General features: G+C 73.3%; 21 protein-coding genes and 2 pseudogenes. 15 read left to right on the top strand and 8 right to left on the bottom strand.

What is annotated here, in order from left to right:
* The 10 genes and pseudogenes from ONA70_RS14195 to ONA70_RS14150 form a co-directional block, all read left to right on the top strand.
* A pseudogene (locus tag ONA70_RS14195) lies at positions 1–646 on the top strand (MFS transporter); the annotation flags it as partial.
* Positions 643–873 carry an acyl carrier protein gene (locus ONA70_RS14190; protein ID WP_265006879.1) on the top strand — a complete coding sequence of 77 codons (231 nt, stop codon included), beginning with the start codon at positions 643–645 and terminating at the stop codon, positions 871–873. The pseudogene ONA70_RS14195 and the gene ONA70_RS14190, both read left to right, overlap by 4 nt.
* Positions 870–2465, top strand: coding sequence for a hypothetical protein (locus ONA70_RS14185; protein WP_265006878.1), 1596 nt, complete (start codon positions 870–872; stop codon positions 2463–2465). Before ONA70_RS14190 ends, ONA70_RS14185 begins: the two co-directional genes overlap by 4 nt.
* The gene (locus ONA70_RS14180; RefSeq protein WP_265006877.1) at positions 2462–3502 is read left to right on the top strand and encodes a 3-oxoacyl-ACP synthase III family protein; all 1041 of its coding nucleotides are present in this window, start codon (positions 2462–2464) and stop codon (positions 3500–3502) included. Before ONA70_RS14185 ends, ONA70_RS14180 begins: the two co-directional genes overlap by 4 nt.
* A gap of 60 nt (positions 3503–3562) precedes the next feature.
* A complete protein-coding gene (locus ONA70_RS14175; RefSeq protein WP_265006876.1) occupies positions 3563–5446 on the top strand; it encodes an HAD-IIIC family phosphatase in 1884 nt (627 codons plus the stop codon).
* Entirely contained in the window at positions 5439–5687 is a 249-nt protein-coding gene (locus ONA70_RS14170) for an acyl carrier protein (protein WP_265006875.1), read from the top strand. The genes ONA70_RS14175 and ONA70_RS14170 overlap by 8 nt, the downstream gene beginning before the upstream one ends.
* Positions 5684–6622, top strand: coding sequence for a thiamine pyrophosphate-dependent dehydrogenase E1 component subunit alpha (locus tag ONA70_RS14165; RefSeq protein WP_265006874.1), 939 nt, complete (start codon positions 5684–5686; stop codon positions 6620–6622). The genes ONA70_RS14170 and ONA70_RS14165 overlap by 4 nt, the downstream gene beginning before the upstream one ends.
* Positions 6615–7622 (top strand): alpha-ketoacid dehydrogenase subunit beta, encoded by a 1008-nt coding sequence (locus ONA70_RS14160; protein ID WP_265006873.1) that lies wholly within the window; start codon positions 6615–6617, stop codon positions 7620–7622. The genes ONA70_RS14165 and ONA70_RS14160 overlap by 8 nt, the downstream gene beginning before the upstream one ends.
* Positions 7612–8790: a 2-oxo acid dehydrogenase subunit E2 gene (locus ONA70_RS14155; RefSeq protein ID WP_265006872.1), complete on the top strand. Its 1179-nt coding sequence runs from the start codon at positions 7612–7614 to the stop codon at positions 8788–8790. Before ONA70_RS14160 ends, ONA70_RS14155 begins: the two co-directional genes overlap by 11 nt.
* Before the next feature lie 128 nt (positions 8791–8918).
* Positions 8919–9491 (top strand): hypothetical protein, encoded by a 573-nt coding sequence (locus ONA70_RS14150; protein WP_265006871.1) that lies wholly within the window; start codon positions 8919–8921, stop codon positions 9489–9491.
* Between the two features lie 44 nt (positions 9492–9535).
* Here the strand turns inward: ONA70_RS14150 and ONA70_RS14145 are convergent, their stop codons facing one another.
* From ONA70_RS14145 to ONA70_RS14135, 3 genes and pseudogenes are all read right to left on the bottom strand, one after another.
* Positions 9536–9730, bottom strand: coding sequence for an MbtH family protein (locus ONA70_RS14145; RefSeq protein WP_265006870.1), 195 nt, complete (start codon positions 9728–9730; stop codon positions 9536–9538).
* Positions 9723–10061, bottom strand: coding sequence for a phosphopantetheine-binding protein (locus ONA70_RS14140; RefSeq protein WP_406601192.1), 339 nt, complete (start codon positions 10059–10061; stop codon positions 9723–9725). The genes ONA70_RS14145 and ONA70_RS14140 overlap by 8 nt, the downstream gene beginning before the upstream one ends.
* Positions 10062–10074: 13 nt before the next feature.
* Positions 10075–10839 (bottom strand): annotated as a pseudogene (locus ONA70_RS14135) (lysophospholipid acyltransferase family protein); the annotation flags it as partial.
* A gap of 177 nt (positions 10840–11016) precedes the next feature.
* Here ONA70_RS14135 and ONA70_RS14130 point away from each other — a divergent pair.
* A complete protein-coding gene (locus ONA70_RS14130; RefSeq protein WP_265006868.1) occupies positions 11017–12429 on the top strand; it encodes a cytochrome ubiquinol oxidase subunit I in 1413 nt (470 codons plus the stop codon).
* A gap of 13 nt (positions 12430–12442) precedes the next feature.
* Positions 12443–13441: a cytochrome d ubiquinol oxidase subunit II gene (cydB, locus tag ONA70_RS14125; protein ID WP_265006867.1), complete on the top strand. Its 999-nt coding sequence runs from the start codon at positions 12443–12445 to the stop codon at positions 13439–13441.
* Positions 13442–13508: 67 nt separating this feature from the next.
* Here the strand turns inward: cydB and ONA70_RS14120 are convergent, their stop codons facing one another.
* The 3 genes from ONA70_RS14120 to ONA70_RS14110 all read right to left on the bottom strand — a co-directional run bounded on the left by ONA70_RS14120 (position 13509) and on the right by ONA70_RS14110 (position 15795).
* Positions 13509–14399: a GNAT family N-acetyltransferase gene (locus ONA70_RS14120; protein WP_265006866.1), complete on the bottom strand. Its 891-nt coding sequence runs from the start codon at positions 14397–14399 to the stop codon at positions 13509–13511.
* Between the two features lie 187 nt (positions 14400–14586).
* On the bottom strand, positions 14587–15270 hold the full coding sequence (locus tag ONA70_RS14115) for a hypothetical protein (RefSeq protein ID WP_265006865.1): 684 nt from the start codon (positions 15268–15270) through the stop codon (positions 14587–14589).
* A 66-nt stretch (positions 15271–15336) separates the two neighbouring features.
* Positions 15337–15795 (bottom strand): peroxiredoxin, encoded by a 459-nt coding sequence (locus ONA70_RS14110; protein WP_319957144.1) that lies wholly within the window; start codon positions 15793–15795, stop codon positions 15337–15339.
* A gap of 147 nt (positions 15796–15942) precedes the next feature.
* Here ONA70_RS14110 and ONA70_RS14105 point away from each other — a divergent pair, with 147 nt between their 5' ends.
* Positions 15943–16671, top strand: a complete 729-nt coding sequence (locus ONA70_RS14105) for an SDR family oxidoreductase (protein ID WP_265006864.1) — start codon at positions 15943–15945, stop codon at positions 16669–16671.
* Between the two features lie 47 nt (positions 16672–16718).
* Here the strand turns inward: ONA70_RS14105 and ONA70_RS14100 are convergent, their stop codons facing one another.
* Positions 16719–16841: an MFS transporter small subunit gene (locus ONA70_RS14100; protein ID WP_265006863.1), complete on the bottom strand. Its 123-nt coding sequence runs from the start codon at positions 16839–16841 to the stop codon at positions 16719–16721.
* Positions 16838–18256 carry an OFA family MFS transporter gene (locus ONA70_RS14095; RefSeq protein ID WP_265006862.1) on the bottom strand — a complete coding sequence of 473 codons (1419 nt, stop codon included), beginning with the start codon at positions 18254–18256 and terminating at the stop codon, positions 16838–16840. Before ONA70_RS14095 ends, ONA70_RS14100 begins: the two co-directional genes overlap by 4 nt.
* Positions 18257–18300: 44 nt before the next feature.
* Here ONA70_RS14095 and ONA70_RS14090 point away from each other — a divergent pair, with 44 nt between their 5' ends.
* Together ONA70_RS14090 and pdxY are read left to right on the top strand one after the other, a co-directional pair.
* The gene (locus ONA70_RS14090; protein WP_265006861.1) at positions 18301–18705 is read left to right on the top strand and encodes a GNAT family N-acetyltransferase; all 405 of its coding nucleotides are present in this window, start codon (positions 18301–18303) and stop codon (positions 18703–18705) included.
* Positions 18706–18931: 226 nt separating this feature from the next.
* Complete coding sequence (gene pdxY, locus ONA70_RS14085; RefSeq protein ID WP_265006860.1) at positions 18932–19783, top strand: pyridoxal kinase PdxY; 852 nt, start codon at positions 18932–18934, stop codon at positions 19781–19783.
* Positions 19784–19906: the final 123 nt, after the last annotated feature.

The following is a 19906-nucleotide window of genomic DNA, read 5'->3' as shown; positions in this document are numbered from 1 at the left end:
GACCCGCACCGACAGCAGCACCAACGCCGTCGGCCTGGTGCAGACGATCGGCGCGGTCGGCGGCGTGGCCGGCGCCAGCCTGCTCGCCGTGCTGCCCAACACCCGCCACAAGATCCGCCGGATGCTGCTGGCCATCCTGGTCTTCAGCGTCCTGGGCCGGATCCTGTACGGCATCGGCGACACCGTCATCGTGTGGTCGATCGCCCTGCTCTTCCTGCACCTGGCCATCCCGTTCATCGACGGGTACGCCCAGTCGGTGTGGCAGGAGAAGGTCGAACCGTCCCAGCAGGGGCGGGTCTTCGCCGCCCGGCAGTTCATCGAGGATCTCGCGTACCCGGGCGGCACCGCGCTGGCCGGCATCGCCGCCGACCGCTGGTTCGAGCCGATGATGCGCGACGGCGGGTCCGGCGTACCCCTGTTCGGCTGGCTGGTGGGCAGCGGACCGGGCGCCGGGATGGGCCTGATCTTCGTGATCGTCGGCGTGCTCGGCATCGGCGTGGCCGCCGCCGGCTTCTTCTCCCCCAGCATCCGCCGGATGGAGATCGACCTGCCCGACCACGACCAGCCCGAGGCCGGGCCGGCGCCGCTGCCCGCGCCCACCGGCACCGACGAACTGACCGACGACCGTGAGGTGGTGGCGAAGTGACGCTCACCGAGGTGGTGGCCGGGGTGCTCGACGTCGACCCGGCCGAGGTGACCGACGAGTCCGGGCCGGACGACATCCCCACCTGGACCAGCCTGCGCCACCTGCAACTGGTGGTGACCCTGGAGGAGGTCTACGGCCTCTCCTTCGCCTTCGAGGAGATCCGGGACGTACGCAGTGTCGGCGCCCTGCGCGACGTGCTGCGCGCCAAGGGGACAACGGCGGCATGAGTACCGACCTGTTCGCGCTGCGCACCCGCTGGCAGGCGGTCACCCGCCGGGGCCCGGCCCCGGTGCTGCGGATCGGGCTGCTGGCCAGCTACACCGTTGACCCGCTGGTGCCGTACCTCGGGCTGGCCCTGCACGACGCCGGCCTGCCGGCCACGCTCACCGTCGGGCCGTTCCACCAGATCGTCCAGCAGTGCCTGGCCGAGGACGGCTTCCCCGCCACCGTCCGCCCCGACGTGCTGCTGGTCGCCCCGCGGCTGGAGGAGGCCGGCGCGGCGGGACCCGCCGGCGCCGGCTGGGCCGACGAGCTGCTGGCCGTCGCCGAGGCGGCCGTCACCGCCGCCCGCCGGCAGGGCGCCCTGCTCGGGTACGTCCTGCCGGCCGTCCCCGAGGCCCGCCCGTGCGGCGCGGGCGACCCGATGGACGCCGAGGGGGTGACCGCCGCCGCCACCGCCGCCCGGGAACGGCTGCGCGAACGGCTCGCCGCCGACCCGGGGGTGCTCCTGGTCGACGCCGAGGAGGCGGTCCGCGCGGTCGGTACGCGCCACGCGTACCACCCGGCGCTGTTCCGGTTCGCCAAGATCCCGTACACCGAGGAGGTCTTCGCCGCCCTCGGCGCGGCCACCGCCGGCCTGCTCCGCCGGTGGTACGGCGCGGGCTGCCGGGCGCTGGTGCTCGACGGCGACACCCTGACCGACCCGGCGCCCCTGCTGCCGGCGCTGCGCGAGCTGCGCGCCGCCGGCCTGCGGGTGGCGGCGCGGGCCGGCGCCGACGGCTGGTCCACCGTGGCCGACCCGGAGCTGCTGCCGCTGCTGGACGGCTGGGTCGTCGACGACCGGCCGCCGGTCGCGCAGCTCGCCGAGATCGCCGCCGAACTGGACCTCGCCCCGGCGCACCTGGTCCTGCTGACCACTGCAGACCCAGCGGCGGTGACCGGGCCGCGGGACGAGACCACCACCGACGGCGGCACGACCGTGACCCTCGGCGCGGACCCGAAGGCCTGGGGCGACGAGCTGACCGCGGCGGGACTGACCGATCGCCTCCCGGCCCGCCGGTGGACCGGCGGCACCCGCGGCGAATCCCCGGCCGCCGGGCCGGCCGGGCTCTCCCTGGCCGACTTCGTGTCCAGCCTGGACGTCCAGGTGGAGTACCGGCCGGTCACCGACGCCGAGGTGCCGCAGGTCGCGGAGCTGGTGGCCCGGGCGCACGACTTCGCCCTCCGCCCGGCGCCGGCCGCCGCCACGCTGGCCGGCCGGACCGCTGACCTGCTCGCCGTGCGGGTACGCGACCGGTTCGGCGACTACGGCACCGGCGGCCTGGTGGCGCTGACCCGGGAACCGGACCGGTGGACGGTCGACCTGTTCTCGCTCTCCTGCCCGGTGCTCGGGAAGGGCGTCGAGCCGGCGGTGCTGCGCGAGCTGGCCCACCGGGCCGGGACGGCCGGCGCGAGGGAGCTGCTGGTCCCCTGGACCGACACCGGCCGCAACGGCAGCGCCCGCCGGTTCCTCGCCGACCTGGACCTGGGCACCGACCCGGCGGTGCCGGTCCGGGCCGTACGGGTCGACGCCGCCGAGCCGCTCGGGGTGGCCCGGTGACCGCCCCCGGGGTCGCCCCGCCGGTGGCGGTCGGCGTGGCCGCGTTGGCCCACGTGCTCGGCGAGCCGGTCGACGTGGCCACGGCTGCCCCCGGATACACCGCCGACCTGGACCGGGTGCGGTCCTGGGAGTACCGCACCTTCCACCGGGCCACCGACGGGGTCGGGGTGACCGACCTGGCGGCCGTCGCCGGGGGCGCCGCGCTCGACCGGGCCGGGATCTCCGCCGCCGAGCTGGACCTGGTCGTGCTCGCCGTCCCCGACCTGGTCGAGTACCTGTACTGGGACGCCGCCGCGCACACCCAGGCCCGGCTGGGCGCGCACCGGGCCGAGGCGGTGCTGCTCAACCAGGCGTGCGGCGGCGGGGTGACCGCGTTCGACACCATCGCCGGCCGGTTCGCCACCCACCCGGCGTACCGGACGGCGCTGCTCATCGGCGCCAACCGGGTCTGCGAGCCGTACTGGAACCGCATGGAGATCAACACCAGTGTCTTCTCCGACGGGGCCGCCGCGGCCGTGCTGGTCCGCGACCACGACCGGTGCCGCTGGCTGGCCACCGAGACCATCAGCGACGGCCGGTACGCCGGCTTCATGCGGATGCCGGTCGGCGGGACCGCCGCGCCGTTCACCCCCGACGCCGGCACCCCCCGGGTCGGCGACCCGGCGGAACGGCTCAACGAGTTCTTCGCCGGGGACGTCCGGGCGATGTTCCGGTTCGTCGCCACCATCCGGGACCGCAACCGGGGGGTGGTGGAGGCAGCCTGTGCCCGGGCCGGCGTGGCGCTGGCCGACGTACGCCGGTTCCTGCACTTCCACGACAACGCCCGGCAGTTCGCCGAACTCGCCAAGGACCTCGGCGTCGAGCCGGACCGTACCAACGTCGGACTGGCCCTCGACCATGGCCACGTCGGCTGCGCCGACCAGCTGATCGGGCTGGAGCACCACCTCGGCGACGGCACCTTGACCGACGGCGACCTGGTGGCGCTGACCAGCACCGGCAGCGGCATGCACTGGGTCTGCACCCTGCTGCGGGTCTGACCACCCGCCCCGACCGACGAACCGCCCCGCCGGCCGCGCGGGCGAGGAAAGGACATCGCGATGAGAGTCGAGGAGGTGCTCCTCCGGATCCGCCGGCTGCGCCGCCCGGACGCCGCACCCGACCCGGAGCTGGCCGCCGGCCTGGTCCACCTGGACGACGCCCCGGTCACCACCCTGGCCACCGCCGGGCGGCTGCTCGCCGACGTACCGGCGGAGAAGCTGGACAGCCCGGAGTTTCCGCTGCGGCCACTGCGGGTGGCGGTCACCGGCACCTTCACCCCGGGCACCGTCGAGCCGTTGCTGCGGCTGGCCCTGCTGCGCATCGGGATCGCCGCCGAGCTGCACGTCTCCGGCTTCGACCAGCTGCTGCGCGACCTCAGCGACCCCCACTCCGAGCTGGCCGGGTTCCGCCCCGACGTGACGCTCTGCCTGCTGCACGACGGCTGGTTCCTGCCGGCCGAGTGGGACCCGGGCGACCTGGCCGGGCTGCGGGACACGCTGACCGACCGGCTCGGCGTGCTCGCCGCCGCCGTACGCGGCCACACCGCCCGCACCGACGGCGCGCTGCTGCTGCACACCGTGCCGCTCTCCCCGCTGGAGCACCGCAGCCTGGTCAGCTTCCGGGGCCGGGCCGAGCTGGGCCGGATCTGGCGGGAGCTGAACGGCGCGCTGCTGGAACTGGGCGAGCGGGACGGGGCGTACACCCTGGACCTGGAGACCCTCCTGGTCGACCACGACGGCCCGGTGCGCGACGAACGCCTCTACCGGTACGCCAGCATGGCCTGGACGCCGACCGTCGAACGCCGGTACGCCCACGAGGCCGCGACCTTCTGCCGGGCCGTGCTCGGCAAGGCGGCGAAGGTGCTGGCGCTGGACCTGGACAACACCCTCTGGGCCGGGGTGCTCGGCGACGACGGGCTGGCCGGCATCAAGTTGGGCACCGACTACCCGGGCAACTGCCACCGGGACGTGCAACGGCGGGCGCTGGCGCTGCGCCGGCAGGGCGTGCTGCTGACCGTGTGCAGCAAGAACGACCCGGACGTCGTCGCCGAAGCGTTCGACCAGCACCCCGACCTGCTGCTGCGCGCCGACGACTTCGTGGCGCAGGCGGTGAACTGGGGACGCAAGGACGAGAACCTGCGCCAGCTCGCCGGCACCCTCAACCTGGGGCTGGACGGTGTGGTCTTCGCCGACGACAGCCCGTTCGAGTGCGAGCTGGTCCGCCGGGAGCTGCCCACCGTACGGGTGGTGGAGCTGGCCGGCGACCCGGCCGGCTTCTCCACCAGGCTGCTCGCCGAGGGGCACTTCACCGTGCTGGCGACCGGCGCCACCGACCGGGAACGCACCGAGCTGTATCGGGCCCGGGCCGGGCGGGAACGCTTCGCCGCCACCTTCGCCTCGGCCGAGGACTACCTGCACGAGCTGAAGCTGCGGGTGGCCGTCCGGCCGGTGGACGAGCTGAGCCTGCCCCGGCTGGCGCAGCTCGGGCTGCGCACCAACCAGTTCACCATGACCGACCGGGCGCACACCGAGGCGCAGACCCGGCAGCGCGCCGCTTCCGCCGATCACCTGGTGCTCACCGTCGCCGTTGCCGACCGGTTCGGTGACGAGGGCCTCGTCGGCGGCGTGTGGCTGGACCGGAGCGACCCGGACACCTGGGTGATCGAGAACTTCGTGCTCAGCTGCCGGGTGTTCTCCCGCGGCATCGAGCAGGCGGTGCTGCACCGGGTGGCGGAGCTGGCCGGCGCGGCGGACGCGACCCGGCTGGAGGCGCTGTTCCGGCCCACGGCCCGCAACAAGCCCGGCGGCGCGGCCTGGCCGGCGGCCGGTTTCGTCGCCGCCGCCGAGGAGGACGGGACCACCCGGTTCGCGCTGCCGCTGCGGCCGCCGCCCCGGCTGCTGCCCGCGTGGATCACCCTGGAGGAGGGAGACGCCGGTGCCTGAGCTCTTCACCACCGTCGCGGACCTGATCGAGCAGGTCGCGGACGTACCCGCCGGGCAGGTCAGGCCCGAGGCCCGCTTCGACGCCCTGACCAACTGGACCAGTCTGGAGGCGCTGCGGCTGCTCGCCGCCATCGAGGACGACCTCGGCGTCCAGTTGGACCTGCGGGAGTACCTGGCGGTGACCGACGTGGACGGACTGGTCGCGCTGATCGCCGCCGAGTGGGACGGGGCATCCCGGTGACCGCCGCCGTGACCGGGGCCCGGCCGGACGTGCCGACCCGGCTCGCCGCCGACGACCTGGACCTACTGCTGCTCATCCGGCACTTCGAGCTGGCCCTGCTGGACATGTTCGGCCGGGGCGAGCTGCACGGCACCACCCACACCTGCCTCGGCCAGGAGTACGTCCCGGTGGCGCTGCGCCCGCTGCTCACCGACGGCGACCACGTGTTCAGCAACCACCGCGGGCACGGGCACTACCTGGCCCGGTTCGCCGACCCGCACGGCCTGCTCGCCGAGGTGATGGGCCGGCAGGGCGCGGTCTGCCACGGCGTCGGCGGCAGCCAGCACATCCTGCGCGACCGCTACCTGTCCACCGGCGTGCAGGGCGAGAGCGTCCCGGTGGCCGCCGGGGTGGCGCTGCACCTCAACCGCGCCGAGCCTGGTCACCTGGCCCTGGTCCACCTGGGCGACGGCACCTGGGGCGAGGGCGCGGTCTACGAGGGACTGAACATGGCCGCCCTGTGGGGACTGCCGCTGCTGCTGGTCGTCGAGCACAACGGCATCGCCCAGTCCACCCCGACCGACGCCCAGCTCGCCGGCAGCATCGAGGGGCGGGCCCGGGCCTTCGGCGTCGACCACACGCTGGTCACCGCGACCGACACGGCGCTGGTCCGGGCCGCGCTGGCGCCGGTGCTGCGGCGGGTCCGCGAAGAGTCCCGGCCCGCCGTGGTGGAGCTGCGCACCCACCGGGTCGGCCCGCACAGCAAAGGCGACGACAGCCGTACGCCCGAGGAGATCGCGTACGCGAAGGCCCACGACTGGTACGCCCGCTACGCCGAAGCGTACCCGGAGCAGTTCGCCGCGCACGACGAGCGGCAACGCGCGTACCTGGCCGAGGTGGTCCGGGAGGTCGCCGGGCGACCGGCGAGCGTTTGGGAGGAGGCCGACCGTGGCTGAGCGGGTGGTGGAGAACCTCAACCAGGCGCTGCACGCGCTGCTCGCCGACGACCCCCGGCTGTACCTGCTCGGCGAGGACCTGGCCGACCCGTACGGCGGGGCGTTCAAGGTGACCCGGGGGTTGTCGTCGCGCTGGCCGGACCGGGTGCTGTCCACCCCGCTGAGCGAAGGCGGCATCGTCGGGGTGGCCGGCGGCCTGGCCCTGGCCGGGCAGCGCGCCATCGTCGAGATCATGTTCAGCGACTTCGTGGCGCTGGCGTTCGACCAGATCCTCAACTTCGCCAGCAAGTCCACCGCCATGTACGGCCGGCGGGTGCCGATGCCGCTGGTGGTGCGCTGCCCCACCGGGGGCAACCGCGGGTACGGCCCGACCCACAGCCAGAGCCCGCAGAAGCACTTCGTCGGCATCCCCGGCCTGGACCTGTACGAGGTGTCCCCGTTCCACGACAACCAGACGGTGCTCGGCGGGATGCTCGCCACCGGCCGGCCGGGGCTGCTCTTCGAGGACAAGGTCCTCTACACCGGCCGGATGTACGCCGACGGGGTGGTCGACGAGCTGTTCCGCTACGACCTGCTCGACGGCGACGTCGCCCGGATCTGGGTGGACGACCCCGAGCAGAGCGACTGCGTGCTCGTGGTGCCCGGCGGGCTGGCCGTCCGGGCCGTGGCGGTGGCCCGGGAGCTGCTGCTGCGCGACGACATCGTCTGCCAGGTGCTGGTGCCGTCCCGGCTCTGGCCGCTGCACGCGGCCGCATTGCTGCCGGCGGTGGCCCGGGCCGGCCGGCTGGTGGTGGCCGAGGAGAGCACCACCGGCGGCACCTGGGGAGCGGAACTGGCCCACGCCGTGCACACCGCCCTGTGGGGCACGTTGCGGGCGCCGGTACGGCTGGTGCACTCCGCCGACAGCGTCATCCCCACCGCCGCCCACCTGGAACGCACCGTGCTGGTGCAGAACACCGACATCCACCGGGCCGTGAAGGAGGTCGTCCGTGGTGCGTGACCTGGTCGTCCCGAAACTCAACAACAACGACACGTCGTACGTGCTCACCGACTGGCTGGTCGCCGACGGGGAGAAGGTCACCGCCGGTGACCCGGTCGCCGAGGTGGAGACCTCCAAGGCGGCGGAGGAACTGCTCAGCGAACACGACGGCGTGCTGCACCGGCTGACCGTGGTGCGGCAGGAGTGCGCGCCGGGCCAGGTCATCGGCCACGTCTTCGACAGCGAGGAGGACCGGCAGCGCTGGCTGGCCCTGGCCGCCCCGACCGCCCCCGCCGCCGGCGCGACGGAGAACGCGTCCGGGCCGGTGCTGACCGACTCGGCCCGGGACCTCGCCGCCGAGCACGGCATCGGCGAGGCCGAGCTGCGGGCGCTGGGCCGGGCGGTGGTACGGCGTACCGACGTGGAGGCCCTGCTGGCCACGCGGGCCGCGGCCCCGGAACCGGCGGCGCTCGCCGCCGGCGACGCCCCGCAGGCCGACGATCCCCGCCCGGTGCACCCGCTCCCCCGCTCCCAGCGCGCGGTCGCCGCGGTGGTCACCGAGTCCCACCGCGAGGTGCCCGCCGCGCTGGCCGTGATCAAGATACGCGTGGACGCCGCCCTGGCCGTGGCCCGGCAGCTCACCCGGGCCACCCGGACCCTGGTCGGCCTGCCGGAGCTGCTGGTCAAGGCGATCGGCGGGCTGCGCGAGGAGCACCGGCTGCTGTTCGCCTCCCCCGGCGACGGCAACACCGTGCGGCTGACCGAGGCGGCCCACGTCGGGGTCACCATCGACGTCGGCACCGGGCTGTTCATCCCGGTGGTCCGCGACGTCGAGGAGCTGACCTGCGCGGAGATCGCCGAGACGCTGATGGACTTCCGCACCCGGGCCGGCGGCGACGGCTTCCGGGCGGGTGAGCTGACCGGCGGGTCCATCGTGGTCTCCCTGCACACCGACCCGGACGTGGTGCTCGCCGGGCCGATCGTCTTCCCCGGGCAGACCTGCGTGGTGGCGATCGGCGGCACCCAGGACGAGCTGGCCCTGGACCCCGCGGGGCAGGTGGCAGTCCGCCGGTTCGTCAACGTCAGCGCGGTCTACGACCACCGGGTGGTCAACGGCCGGGAAGCGGTGGCGTTCCTCCAGGCCGTGAAGGCCGCGCTGGAGTCGCCCGACCGGCTCGCCGAGGAGTGAGCGCGCCGGGGCGCCGGCCGATCGGGCCGGCGCCCCTCACCGACGGGCGTCGAGCAACCGGACCAGCAAGTGGCCGAATCCCGTCCGACGGGACGGCCGGGACGGCGCGCGGGACCTAACCTGAATCGATGAGATCACGGCAATGCTGGCCGGTGGTCCTGGTCGCCGCGGTGGCCCTGACGGGATGCACGCGGGCGGACGGGGCCACCGGCCCCCGGGTGCCGGGCTGCACGGTGCCGCAGCACGAGGACCAACTGCTCGACGCGTACGCGCAGGACCCGGTCGTGGCGGTGCGACCGGACGGGGCACGGCCGCTCGGCGACGTGGTCCGCAGCACGGGATGCCACCAGTTGACCAAGGAGGACGTCTCGCACACGTCGGTGACGCTCTCCTGGCGCCCCGACCCCGACTACGACGGCCCCACCCTGCGCCGCACGTACGACCGGGTGGCGGTGGCGGCCGGTTGGCAGGCCACGGTGGACCCGGACGCGGGGCCCGACGTGGCCGGCGAGACGACGCTCACCTACTGCCGTCGGGTGCGGGGAGTCACCAGCCGCCTGCTCATCCGCGCCCAGGCTGCCCAGCGGATGGACGTCCGGCCCAGCTCGGCGGAGCGGTCACCGTCCCCGCAGTGGACGGTGGTGAGCCCGGCCCTGATCTACCTCACCATCTACGCCGATCCGGCCTGCCCACGTCCGTAGCGCATCCCGACGAGCCGCACCACCCGGGAGCGCTCCGCTGAGGATCAGCCCTGGGCCGCCAGGTGCTCGCGGACGCTGCGCGGGCGCATGTCGGTCCAGGTCCGCTCGACGAAGTCCAGGCACGCCTGCCGGTCGCCCGCGCAGCCCGCGTCCCGCCAGCCGGCCGGGATCTCCTTGTGCCGGGGCCAGAGCGCGTACTGCTCCTCGTCGTTGGCCAGGACGCGGTACTCGTCACTCATCGCCGTTCCTCTCCTCGTGTCGGGCCAGGTGCAGCTCGCGGGCCAGCCGCTCCGGGGAGAGCGCGCGGATCTCCGCGAGCAGGTCGGTGAGGTCGTCGTCGGCCGGCTCGCGCGGGGCCGGGACGGGGGCGGCCAGCGCGGCGACGGTACGGGCCAGCGCGGCCGGGGTGGGCGACTCGAAGATGGCGCCCGGGGGCAGGTCGACGCCGAGCGCGTCGCGGATCCGGGCCACCACCCGGGTGCCGAGCAGCGAGTGGCCGCCCAGCTCGAAGAAGTCGTCGTGCGGGCCGATCTCCTCGACCCCGAGCAGCTCCGACCAGATCCGCCGCACCACCTCGTACGGCTCGTCCCGCACCTCGGCCGCCGGCCACCGGCCGGCCCGGGTCCACGTGGCGGGGCCGGTCGGGCTCGTCGGGGCGCAGCGGCGCCAGTTCCTCCGTGATCGCGTCGATGATCCGGTCGGTGGCCCGGCGGGCCGCCCCGGGCGTGCTGCCGGGGTGCAGGTCGCGCAGGGCCACCGGGACGCCGAAGTGCACCCGGATCACCGGTCGGCGCACGATCGCCCGGGCGATGCCGCCCAGCATCCCCCTGGGCGTCCGGTACGGCAGCACCTCGTGCGAGCCCCACTGGGCGACCGGGACCACCTCGGCGCCGCTGCCGAAGGCGAGCCGGGCGGCGCCGGTCTTGCCCCGTTCGGGCCACAGCCCGGGGTCCAGGCCGATGCGCCCCTCGGGGTAGACCAGCACGACCGAGCCGCCAGCCACGGCCCGGGCGGCGACCTCGAGGGCCTGGTGCACGGATTTGGTGCCCCGGTCGACGCGGATGTGCCCGGCGTGGCGCATCAGCGGGCCGACCACGGGGGCGCGGAACAGTCCGCCGGTGGCCATGATCCGCGGGTGGATCCCGCGGGCGTGGCAGGCGGCGGCGAGCACGACGGGGTCGAAGGGGCTGATGTGGTTGGCGGCCAGGACCAGTGGCCCGTGCCGCAGCCCGGCCGGCACGTCGCCGGTGACCTCGAGGCGGCCGAGCAGGCCGACGACGGCGCGGGCGAGCAGTTGCGCGGTGCGCCAGAGCAGCGGCGCCCGCCAATGGGGGGTCGGGGTGTCCATCAGTGCTGGATGGTCGCACGCCGTGGGGTGAGGCGGGGGTCCGGTCCCGGGCCGGGCGGCAGAGGTGATCAGGGTCATTGGTCCCGGGACGGGTCGGGCCCTGGGGCCCTGCCCATTCTTCTACGACGCCGAGTAGTATTTACTACGTCTCGTAGTATGCACAGCTGGGGGTTTCAGGTGGACGCGTTGGACGTCGCCCGCTGGCAGTTCGGTGTCACCACCGTCTACCACTTTCTCTTCGTGCCGCTGACCATCGGCCTGTCCATCCTCGTGGCCATCCTCCAGACCCTGTGGCACCGCACCGGCCAGGAGCGCTACCTCAAGCTCACCAAGTTCTACGGCAAGCTCTTCCTCATCAACTTCGCGATGGGCGTGGTCACCGGCATCGTGCAGGAGTTCCAGTTCGGCATGAACTGGAGCGACTACTCCCGGTTCGTGGGCGACATCTTCGGCGCGCCGCTGGCCATCGAGGCCCTCGTGGCGTTCTTCCTGGAGTCGACCTTCATCGGTCTGTGGATCTTCGGGTGGGACCGGCTGCCCAAGCGGCTGCACCTGGCCGCCATCTGGGCGGCGGCGATCGGCACCAACCTGTCCGCGTACTTCATCCTCGCCGCGAACTCGTTCATGCAGCACCCGGTCGGCTACCGGGTCAACCCCAGCACCGGCCGGGCCGAGTTGACCGACTTCTTCGCCGTGCTCACCAACAAGGTCGCCCTGATCACCTTCCCGCACACCCTCTCCGGGGCGTTCCTGGTCGCCGGGTCCCTGATCGTCGCCGTCGGCCTGTGGCACGTCTTCCGCAACCGGGACAGCGCCGACACCGACGCGTACCGCTTCGCCACCAAGTTCGGCTCCTGGGTGGTGCTGATCTCCTCGGCGCTGGTGCTGTTCACCGGCGACATCCAGGGCAAGATCATGACCGACGTGCAGCCGATGAAGATGGCCGCCGCCGAGGCCCTCTACACCACCGAGAGCCCCGCCTCCTTCTCCGTACTCACCGTCGGCAGCCTCGACGGCAGCCGTGAGGTCTTCGCCATCAAGATCCCGTACCTGCTGTCGTTCCTCGGCACCGGCGACCCCAACGGCACCGTGCACGGCATCAACGACCTGCAGACCCAGTACGCCGCCCAGTACGGCGCCGGCAGCTACACCCCGATCATCCCGGTCACCTACTGGAGCTTCCGGTTCATGATCGGCCTCGGGCTGGCCGCCGCCGCGATCGCCCTGATCGTGCTCTGGAGCCAGCGCAAGGGCCGCACCCCGCGCAGCAGGTGGCTGCTGCGCGCCGGCCTGGTCATGCCGCTGCTGCCGCTGCTGGCCAACTCCTTCGGCTGGATCTTCACCGAAATGGGCCGCCAGCCGTGGATCGTCTTCGGCGAGATGCTCACCCGCAACGGCGTGTCCCGCACCGTCTCGCTGGCCGAGGTGCTCACCTCGTTCACCGCGTTCACCCTGATCTACGCCACCCTCGCGGTGATCGAGTTCAAGCTGCTGGTCCGCTACGCCAAGGCCGGCGTCCCCGACGTCACCCCGGCACCCGTTGACGACGACACCGACGACGCCGAGCGCCCGCTGGCGTTCGCCTACTGACCCGGAGCCCACCGTGGAACTGACCACCATCTGGTTTCTCCTCGTCGCCGTGCTCTTCACCGGCTACTTCATCCTCGAAGGCTTCGACTTCGGTGTCGGCATGCTGCTGCCCGTGCTCGGCCGCGACGACCGGGAACGCCGCGTCCTGATCAACACCATCGGCCCGGTCTGGGACGGCAACGAGGTCTGGCTGATCACCGCCGGCGGCGCCATGTTCGCCGCCTTCCCCGAGTGGTACGCCACCCTGTTCTCCGGCTTCTACCTGCCGCTGCTGCTGATCCTGCTCGCCCTGATCGCCCGGGGCGTCGCCTTCGAATACCGACACAAGCGCCCCGAGGCGTCCTGGAAGCGCCGCTGGGACCAGGCCATCTTCGTCGGCTCCCTGGTCCCGGCGATCCTGTGGGGCGTCGCCTTCGCCAACATCCTGCGCGGCGTGCCGCTGTCCGCCGACCACGAGTACGTCGGCGGCCTGCTCGACCTGCTCAACCCGTACGCCCTGCTCGGCGGCCTGACCACCCTGGGCCTGTTCCTCACCCACGGCGCGGTGTTCCTCGCCCTGAAGACCACCGGCGACATCCGCGACCGCGCCGGCGCCCTCGCCGTCAAGGTCGGTGCCGGCACCGCAGTGGCCGCCGTGGCCTTCCTGGCCTGGACGCTGACCATCCGCTCCAGCACCGCCGCCGTCGCGCTCGCCGTCGGCGCCGCCCTCGCCCTGGTCGCCGGTCTCGCCGCCGCCAGGGTACGCCGGGAGGGCTGGGCGTTCACCGGCACCGCTGTGGCCATCGCCCTGGCCGTGGCGACCCTGTTCGCCGCGCTGTTCCCGAACGTGCTGCCGTCCACCCTGGACGCCGCCGGCACGCTCACCGCCACCAACGCCGCGTCCACCCCGTACACCCTGAAGATCATGACCTGGGTGGCCGTGGTGTTCACCCCGATCGTGCTGGCCTACCAGGGCTGGACCTACTGGGTGTTCCGCAAGCGGATCGGGGTACAGAACATCCCGCAACACTGACCAGCCTGCGGGCTCGGGACGACGCGGGGCCGGTGCGAGGGGGTCCGCACCGGCCCCGCGGGTCGTCTCACACCAGGTCGACGCGTTCGTACTCGATCGGGTAGCCGGCCCGGGCGAAGGTGGCCGCCATCGGCGTGTTGCCCTGGTCGGTGGCCGCCACGATCGCGTCGGCGCCCACCTCGACCAGTCGGTGCGTGGCCTCGACCAGCAGGTCGTAGGCGTACCCGTGGCCCCGCTGCCCGGGCAGCACCCCGACGAACCCGACGATGTGGTGGCTCTGGTTTCGGGTCGGCACGATGATCCCGACCAGGTCCCCGCCGGGGGTAAAGGCGAGCTGCCACCACTCCCGCGGGCTGGGCATCCACCGCAGCAGGTCCAGGTCCTCCCGCGCCGCGGCCTCCGGCCCGTGCACGGCGGACGCGTGCCGGTAATGGGCGTCCAGGCTGCCCTCGCCGATGCGGCGCAGCACGTCCAGGATCACCGCGTCGTCGGGCTCGGGCCGGAACTCCAGCCGCCCGGGCCGCGCCGGCAGGCCGCACCCGGGGGTCCACCGGTAGCGGTAGCGTTCCACCAGCACCCGCAGGCCGGCGGCGGTCGCCGCGTCGATCCGCGCCTGCCCGTGCGCCCGGACCGCCGGATCGTCCCGCCAGCCGTGGGGAAGCAGGATCTCGTACTCGGCCCGCAGCGGCGCGATCCGCAGCAACGCGACGGCGGCATCCGGGTCGGTGAAGTCGAACCAGTCCAGCGCCAGCGGCGCCGAATCGTCCGGCCCGGCCCACCAGGCGGCCCGGGCGACGACCACCCCGTCGCGCAGCGCGACCCAGGTCCACTCCGGGCGGTAGCCGCCGTCGGCGTACGTCTCGCCGAGCACGGCCCGCCCGACCAGGCCCGGGTCGGCAAGGGAATCGAAGAGCTGTTCCTCGCCCGCGACGAGCGGGCGGATGACCAGGTCGGTCATGAAGGTCCTTCCAGGAAGCGGTGCGCTCCCCGGTTCAGGAACCCGGCGTCCCCGCAGACGGGTGGGAGCGCATGACAGTCGTACGTGCCATGGCGCTCACCTCCCTCCGGTCTCGTCGAGGACGCGGCGGAACCGTACCAGACGGCCCGAGCCCCGGCCGAGGTGTTTTCGGCCGGGGCCGACGGTCTCAGTGAGCCTCGCGCAGCTCCGCCAGCCGCGCCTCGATCTCCGCCAGTTCGGCGCGCAGCTTCTCCGCCTGCTGCTCCGCCTCCGCCCGCTCCGCGGCCAGGATCTGCTCCACCGCCTCCTGCACCCCCGGCACGTCCACCAGCGCCACCATCCGCAGCGCCTCCGCCGGCTTCACCACGTACGGCTTCGCGAGCGACTTGGCGCCCTGCTGCGCCGCCACCGTCCACTCGCCCTCGGCGTACGCCAGCGTCACGGTCAGCCCGGCCGGGCTCTTCGGCTTCGCCGTCTTCACCGCCCGCTTCGCCGGCTTCGCCTCCGCCTGCTGCTCCACCCTCGGCTCCTCCCGACGCGGCGCCGGCACCGGCGGCGTGTCCAACACGAACTCCGGCTCCGGCGCCGGCTCCTCCTCGACCACGGGCTCCGGCTTCGGCTCCGCCGGCTTACGTCCGGCCCCACGCGGGGCGATCGCCACGTCGCCGGGGGAGAAGGGCAGCTCGTCGCGGCCGAACCGCACCACCACGAACTCCTCGGACAGCTCCGGGTCGGTCAGCTCCACCACCTGCCCGAGCTGGCCGGCCATCTGCCCGGCGGCCGCGGTGAACACCACCTTCGGCTTGCGGCCCGCCGCCAACGCCTCCCGGATCCCCTGCACCTCGTCAGTGGACAAACCCTGGCCCGCCATCACGCCCTCTTCCGTACACCCGTTTGATTGCAGCCTTGATACCAGTCGGCTGCGACAAGCGGACGATCAACCCCCCAGGGCACGCAACGCCGCGTCGGCGTGCTCATTCATGCTCAACTCGCTGTGCACCACGGCCAGCACCCGCCGGTCCGGGCCGATCACGAACGTCATCCGCCGCGTGCTCAACGCCCCCAACGGCAGCCGCCGCCGCACCCCGAACGCGTCCGCCACCGTCGCGTCGACGTCCGACAGCAGCGGATAGTCGAAGCCGTGCCGGCGGGAGAACTCCGCCTGCTTCGCCACCGGGTCCCGGCTGATCCCGACCCGCTGCGCGCCGACCGCCGCGAACTCCGCCGCCAGGTCCCGAAAGTGGCAGCTCTCCGCGGTGCAACCCCGGGTCATCGCCGCCGGGTAGAAGAAGAGCACCACCGGCCCCGCCGCCAAGAACTCCGACAGCCGCCGCGGCGTGCCCGTCTCGTCCGGCAGTTCGAAGTCCTCGACCAGGTCACCGACACCCACCGCCACCGCGTACCTCCCTGCCCGAGCGCCCACCGTCGCGGTGAGCCTAAGCGACCGACCCCACACCGCGTCACGGTGTGACCGTCCTCTCCACCCGCCGCCCGCCCCGGTGACGGTAACGTCACCGGCACCACCAGGGCAGGGGAGAGCGCATTGACCTCCGTCACCATCATCACCGGCGGCAGCCGCGGCATCGGCGCCGCCACCGCCCGCCGGCTCGCCGCCGCCGGTCACGACGTCGCCATCGGCTACCGCCGCGACCACACCGCCGCGCAGGCCGTCGTCGCCGACATCCGGGCCGCCGGCCGCCGCGGCGTCGCCGTCCCCGCCGACACCACCGACCCTGACCAGGTGCAGCGCCTCTTCGACGCCGCCGCCGACCTGGGCCCGCTCACCGGCCTGGTCAACAACGCCGGCATCACCAGCCCGATCGGCCCCTTCACCGACCTGCGCTTCGACGACCTGCGCCAGGTCGTCGACGTCAACCTCGTCGGGTACGTCCTCTGCGCCCAGCAGGCCGCCCGCCGGCTGACCCGCGGCGGCGCCATCGTCAACGTCTCCTCCGCCGCCGCCACCCTCGGCAGCCCCGGCGAATACATCCACTACGCCGCGGTCAAGGCCGCCACCGACACCCTCACCATCGGCCTGGCCAAGGAACTCGCCCCGCAGGGCATCCGGGTCAACGCCGTCGCCCCCGGCATCATCCGCACCGACATCCACGCCCTGTCCGGCGCACCCGACCGGCCCGACACCGCGGCCGGCCGCATCCCGCTGGGCCGCGCCGGCGAACCCGACGAGGTCGCCGGCGCCATCGCCTTCCTGCTCGGCCCCGAAGCCTCCTACACCACCGGCGCCGTCCTGCGCATCGCCGGCGGCCTCTGACGCGCGGCGGCCCGGGGAAACCCCGGGCCGCCACCCCACGCCACCCGTCAGTGGGTGAACAACTTCGCCGCCGTGATCACCGTCTGCACCACCCCGTAACCGAGCAGCACCGACACGACCACCCACGACACCACCAGCCGCACCCGCTGCCCGTGACCCGCCTCGTTCACGACCCGCTCCTCTCCACCGTCACCGGCTGCGCACCACGCGCCCCGTCCCGCTCCGACGCCGGCTCGTGGAAGCGCTCCGGCACCGGCCGGATCAACAGGTTGGCGACGAACCCCACCGCCAACACCCCGACCATCGTGAACAGCGCCGGCCGGTACGCCGCCGCCGTCAACGTGCCCGGCTTGCCCTGCGCGTCCAGGAACGCGTTCACGATCAGCGGGCCGGCCACCCCCGCCGCCGACCACGCCGTCAACAACCGGCCGTGGATCGCGCCCACCTCGAACGTGCCGAACAGATCCCGCAGGTATGCCGGCACCGTGGCGAAGCCACCGCCGTAGAACGACAGGATCACGCACGCCAGCAGCACGAACAGTGCCGTCGCCAGCTGCCCGAACAGGGCCAGCAACACGTACAGCACCATCCCGACACCGAGATACATCAGGTAGATCGGCTTACGACCGATCACGTCGGACGCCGACGACCACACGAACCGGCCCGCCATGTTGAACAGCGACAGCAGTCCCACGAACCCACCGGCCGCCGCCACCGACACCGTCGAGGTCCTGTCGTGCCGGAAGAAGTCCTGAATCATCGGGCTCGCCTGCTCCAGGATCCCGATGCCCGCGGTCACGTTGCAGAACAGCACCACCCACAGCAGCCAGAACGACCGCGTCCTCACCGCGTTCGCCGCCGACACGTTCGCCGTGGTCACCAGCGGCTTCGCCGCCACCTGCGCGGGGTCGAACCCCGCCGGCCGCCAGCCCGCCGCCGGCACCCGCACGTTGAACACCCCGAACATCATGATCAGGAAGTAGCCGACGCCCAACGTCACGAACAACCACACCAGCGCCGCACCCGACGCCGTGGACCCCGCGTTCCCCGGGTCGTACCCCGCGTCGTAGTACGACAGCAACTGCCGGGACAGGGGAGAGGCCACCATCGCCCCACCACCGAACCCCATGATGGCCAGACCCGTCGCCAGACCGGGCCGATCCGGGAACCACTTGATCAACGTCGAGACGGGGGAGATGTACCCGATCCCCAGACCGATCCCGCCCAGCACCCCGTACCCGAGGTAGAGCAGCCACAACTGCTTCGTCGCGATGCCCAACGCCCCGACCAGGAAACCGGCCGCCCAGAAACACGCCGAGACGAACATCGCCTTACGCGGCCCGTTCGCCTCCACCCAGGTGCCCGCCACCGCGGCCGACAACCCCAGCATCACGATCGCGATGCTGAAGATGACCCCGATCGCCGTCTGACTGGCACCGAAGTGCGCGATCAAAGAGTTCTTGTACACGCTGGTCGCGTAGACCTGCCCGATACACAGATGGATCGCCAACGCCGCCGGCGGAATCAGCCAACGGCTGTACCCCGGCGGCGCGACGGTGTGCCGACGATCGAGTGCGGAAAGCATCCGTGCTTCCTCTCCGAAAAGATGGCGGGAAAACCTCCCGCCACATGCCCACCCCGCACCCGGTCGCCAAACCCGCCGCGCGCCGGACGGTCGAAACCCTGAGCCGAACGGTCACCCCGCACCCGGCGCCCACACCGACCGTCACCGCACCACGACGCCCCGTCCCCGCGGCAGGATCACCCCATGCCGCTGCTCACCACCGCGGCGGAACCCCCGGCGGCGTTGCCCGCCACCCCCTGCCCGACATCCCCGCCGGCGACCTGCTCCTGCGCCCCTGGCAGGCGAACGACCTGCCCGCCGTGCACGCCGCCTACACCGACCCGGACATCCGCCGCTGGCACTGCCGCACCATGACCGACGACGAGGCTCGCGCCTGGCTCGCCGCCTGGCCGCACCGCTGGCAGCGGGAGACCGCCGCCGGCTGGGCCGTCACCGACACCACCGGCTGAGTCAGCCTTCGTTCGCGACTGCGCGGCTCGCAACCCCGGCTCACTCCTCGCGCTCACCGTCCTCGGCCAGATCAGCCTGCGGGAGATCGACCTCACCGCCGAGGGCACCAACCGGGGTGCCGCCCGGCACGCCGACGGCTGGCACGACATGCACCTGCACGCCCGGCTACGCACCGACACCTGACCGGTCGCCACCTGCAAATCCGGCAGGTGCGACGATGAGCCCGTGAAGATCCTGTCCATCCAGTCCTCGGTCGCCTACGGCTACGTCGGCAACTCCGCCGCCGCCTTCCCGCTGCAACGACTCGGGCACGAGGTCTGGCCGGTGCTGACCGTGCACTTCTCCAACCACACCGGCTACGGCGCGTGGCGCGGGCCGCTGCTGGCACCGGCCGACGTGGCAGACGTGATCACCGGCATCGAGGACCGCGGAGTCCTCGGCACCGCCGACGCGGTGCTGTCCGGCTACCAGGGCGACCCGGCGATGGGCGCGGTGATCCTCGACGCGGTCGACCGGGTGAAGTCGCTCAACCCGGACGCCGTCTACTGCTGCGACCCCGTGATGGGCGACGTCGGCCGCGGCATGTTCGTCCGACCCGGCATCCCGGAATACCTGCGCGACACCGTCGTACCGCGCGCGGACATCGTCACGCCGAACCAGTTCGAACTGGAGTTCCTGGCCGGCCGCACCACCAACACCGTCGACGACCTGCTGGCCGCCGTCGACGTCGTACGCGAGACCGGGCCCCGGCACGTGCTGGTCACCAGCGTGCTGCACGGCGACGTCCCGAAGGGATCGCTGGAGGTGGTGGCGGTGTCGGACGAGGGCGCCTGGGCGGTCACCACGCCGCTGCTGCCGATCAGCCCCAACGGCGGCGGCGACGTCACCGCCGCGCTGTACCTGGCGCACCTGCGGACCACCGGCTCGCCCGAGACGGCCCTGGAGCGGACCACCAACGCCGTCTTCGCCGTCTACGAGGCCACGCTCACCGCAGGCACCCGCGAACTGCAACTCATCGCCGCCCAGGACACCATCGCCCACCCGCAGACCCGGTTCGCCGCCCGACAACTGCGATGACCCCGGCCGGCCCGGCAGGTCGCTAGCGGCGACGGCGCACGGGGGATCGATCCGCCGTGCCGCCGCCGCACCACCGCTGGACATGAGCGCAGCAGTCCGGACAACCGGGGGCAGAATCGACCC

Source organism: Micromonospora yasonensis (assembly GCF_026013475.1).
In the GTDB taxonomy this organism is placed as follows: domain Bacteria; phylum Actinomycetota; class Actinomycetes; order Mycobacteriales; family Micromonosporaceae; genus Micromonospora; species Micromonospora yasonensis.
This window is presented reverse-complemented; position numbering and strand designations above follow the sequence as displayed.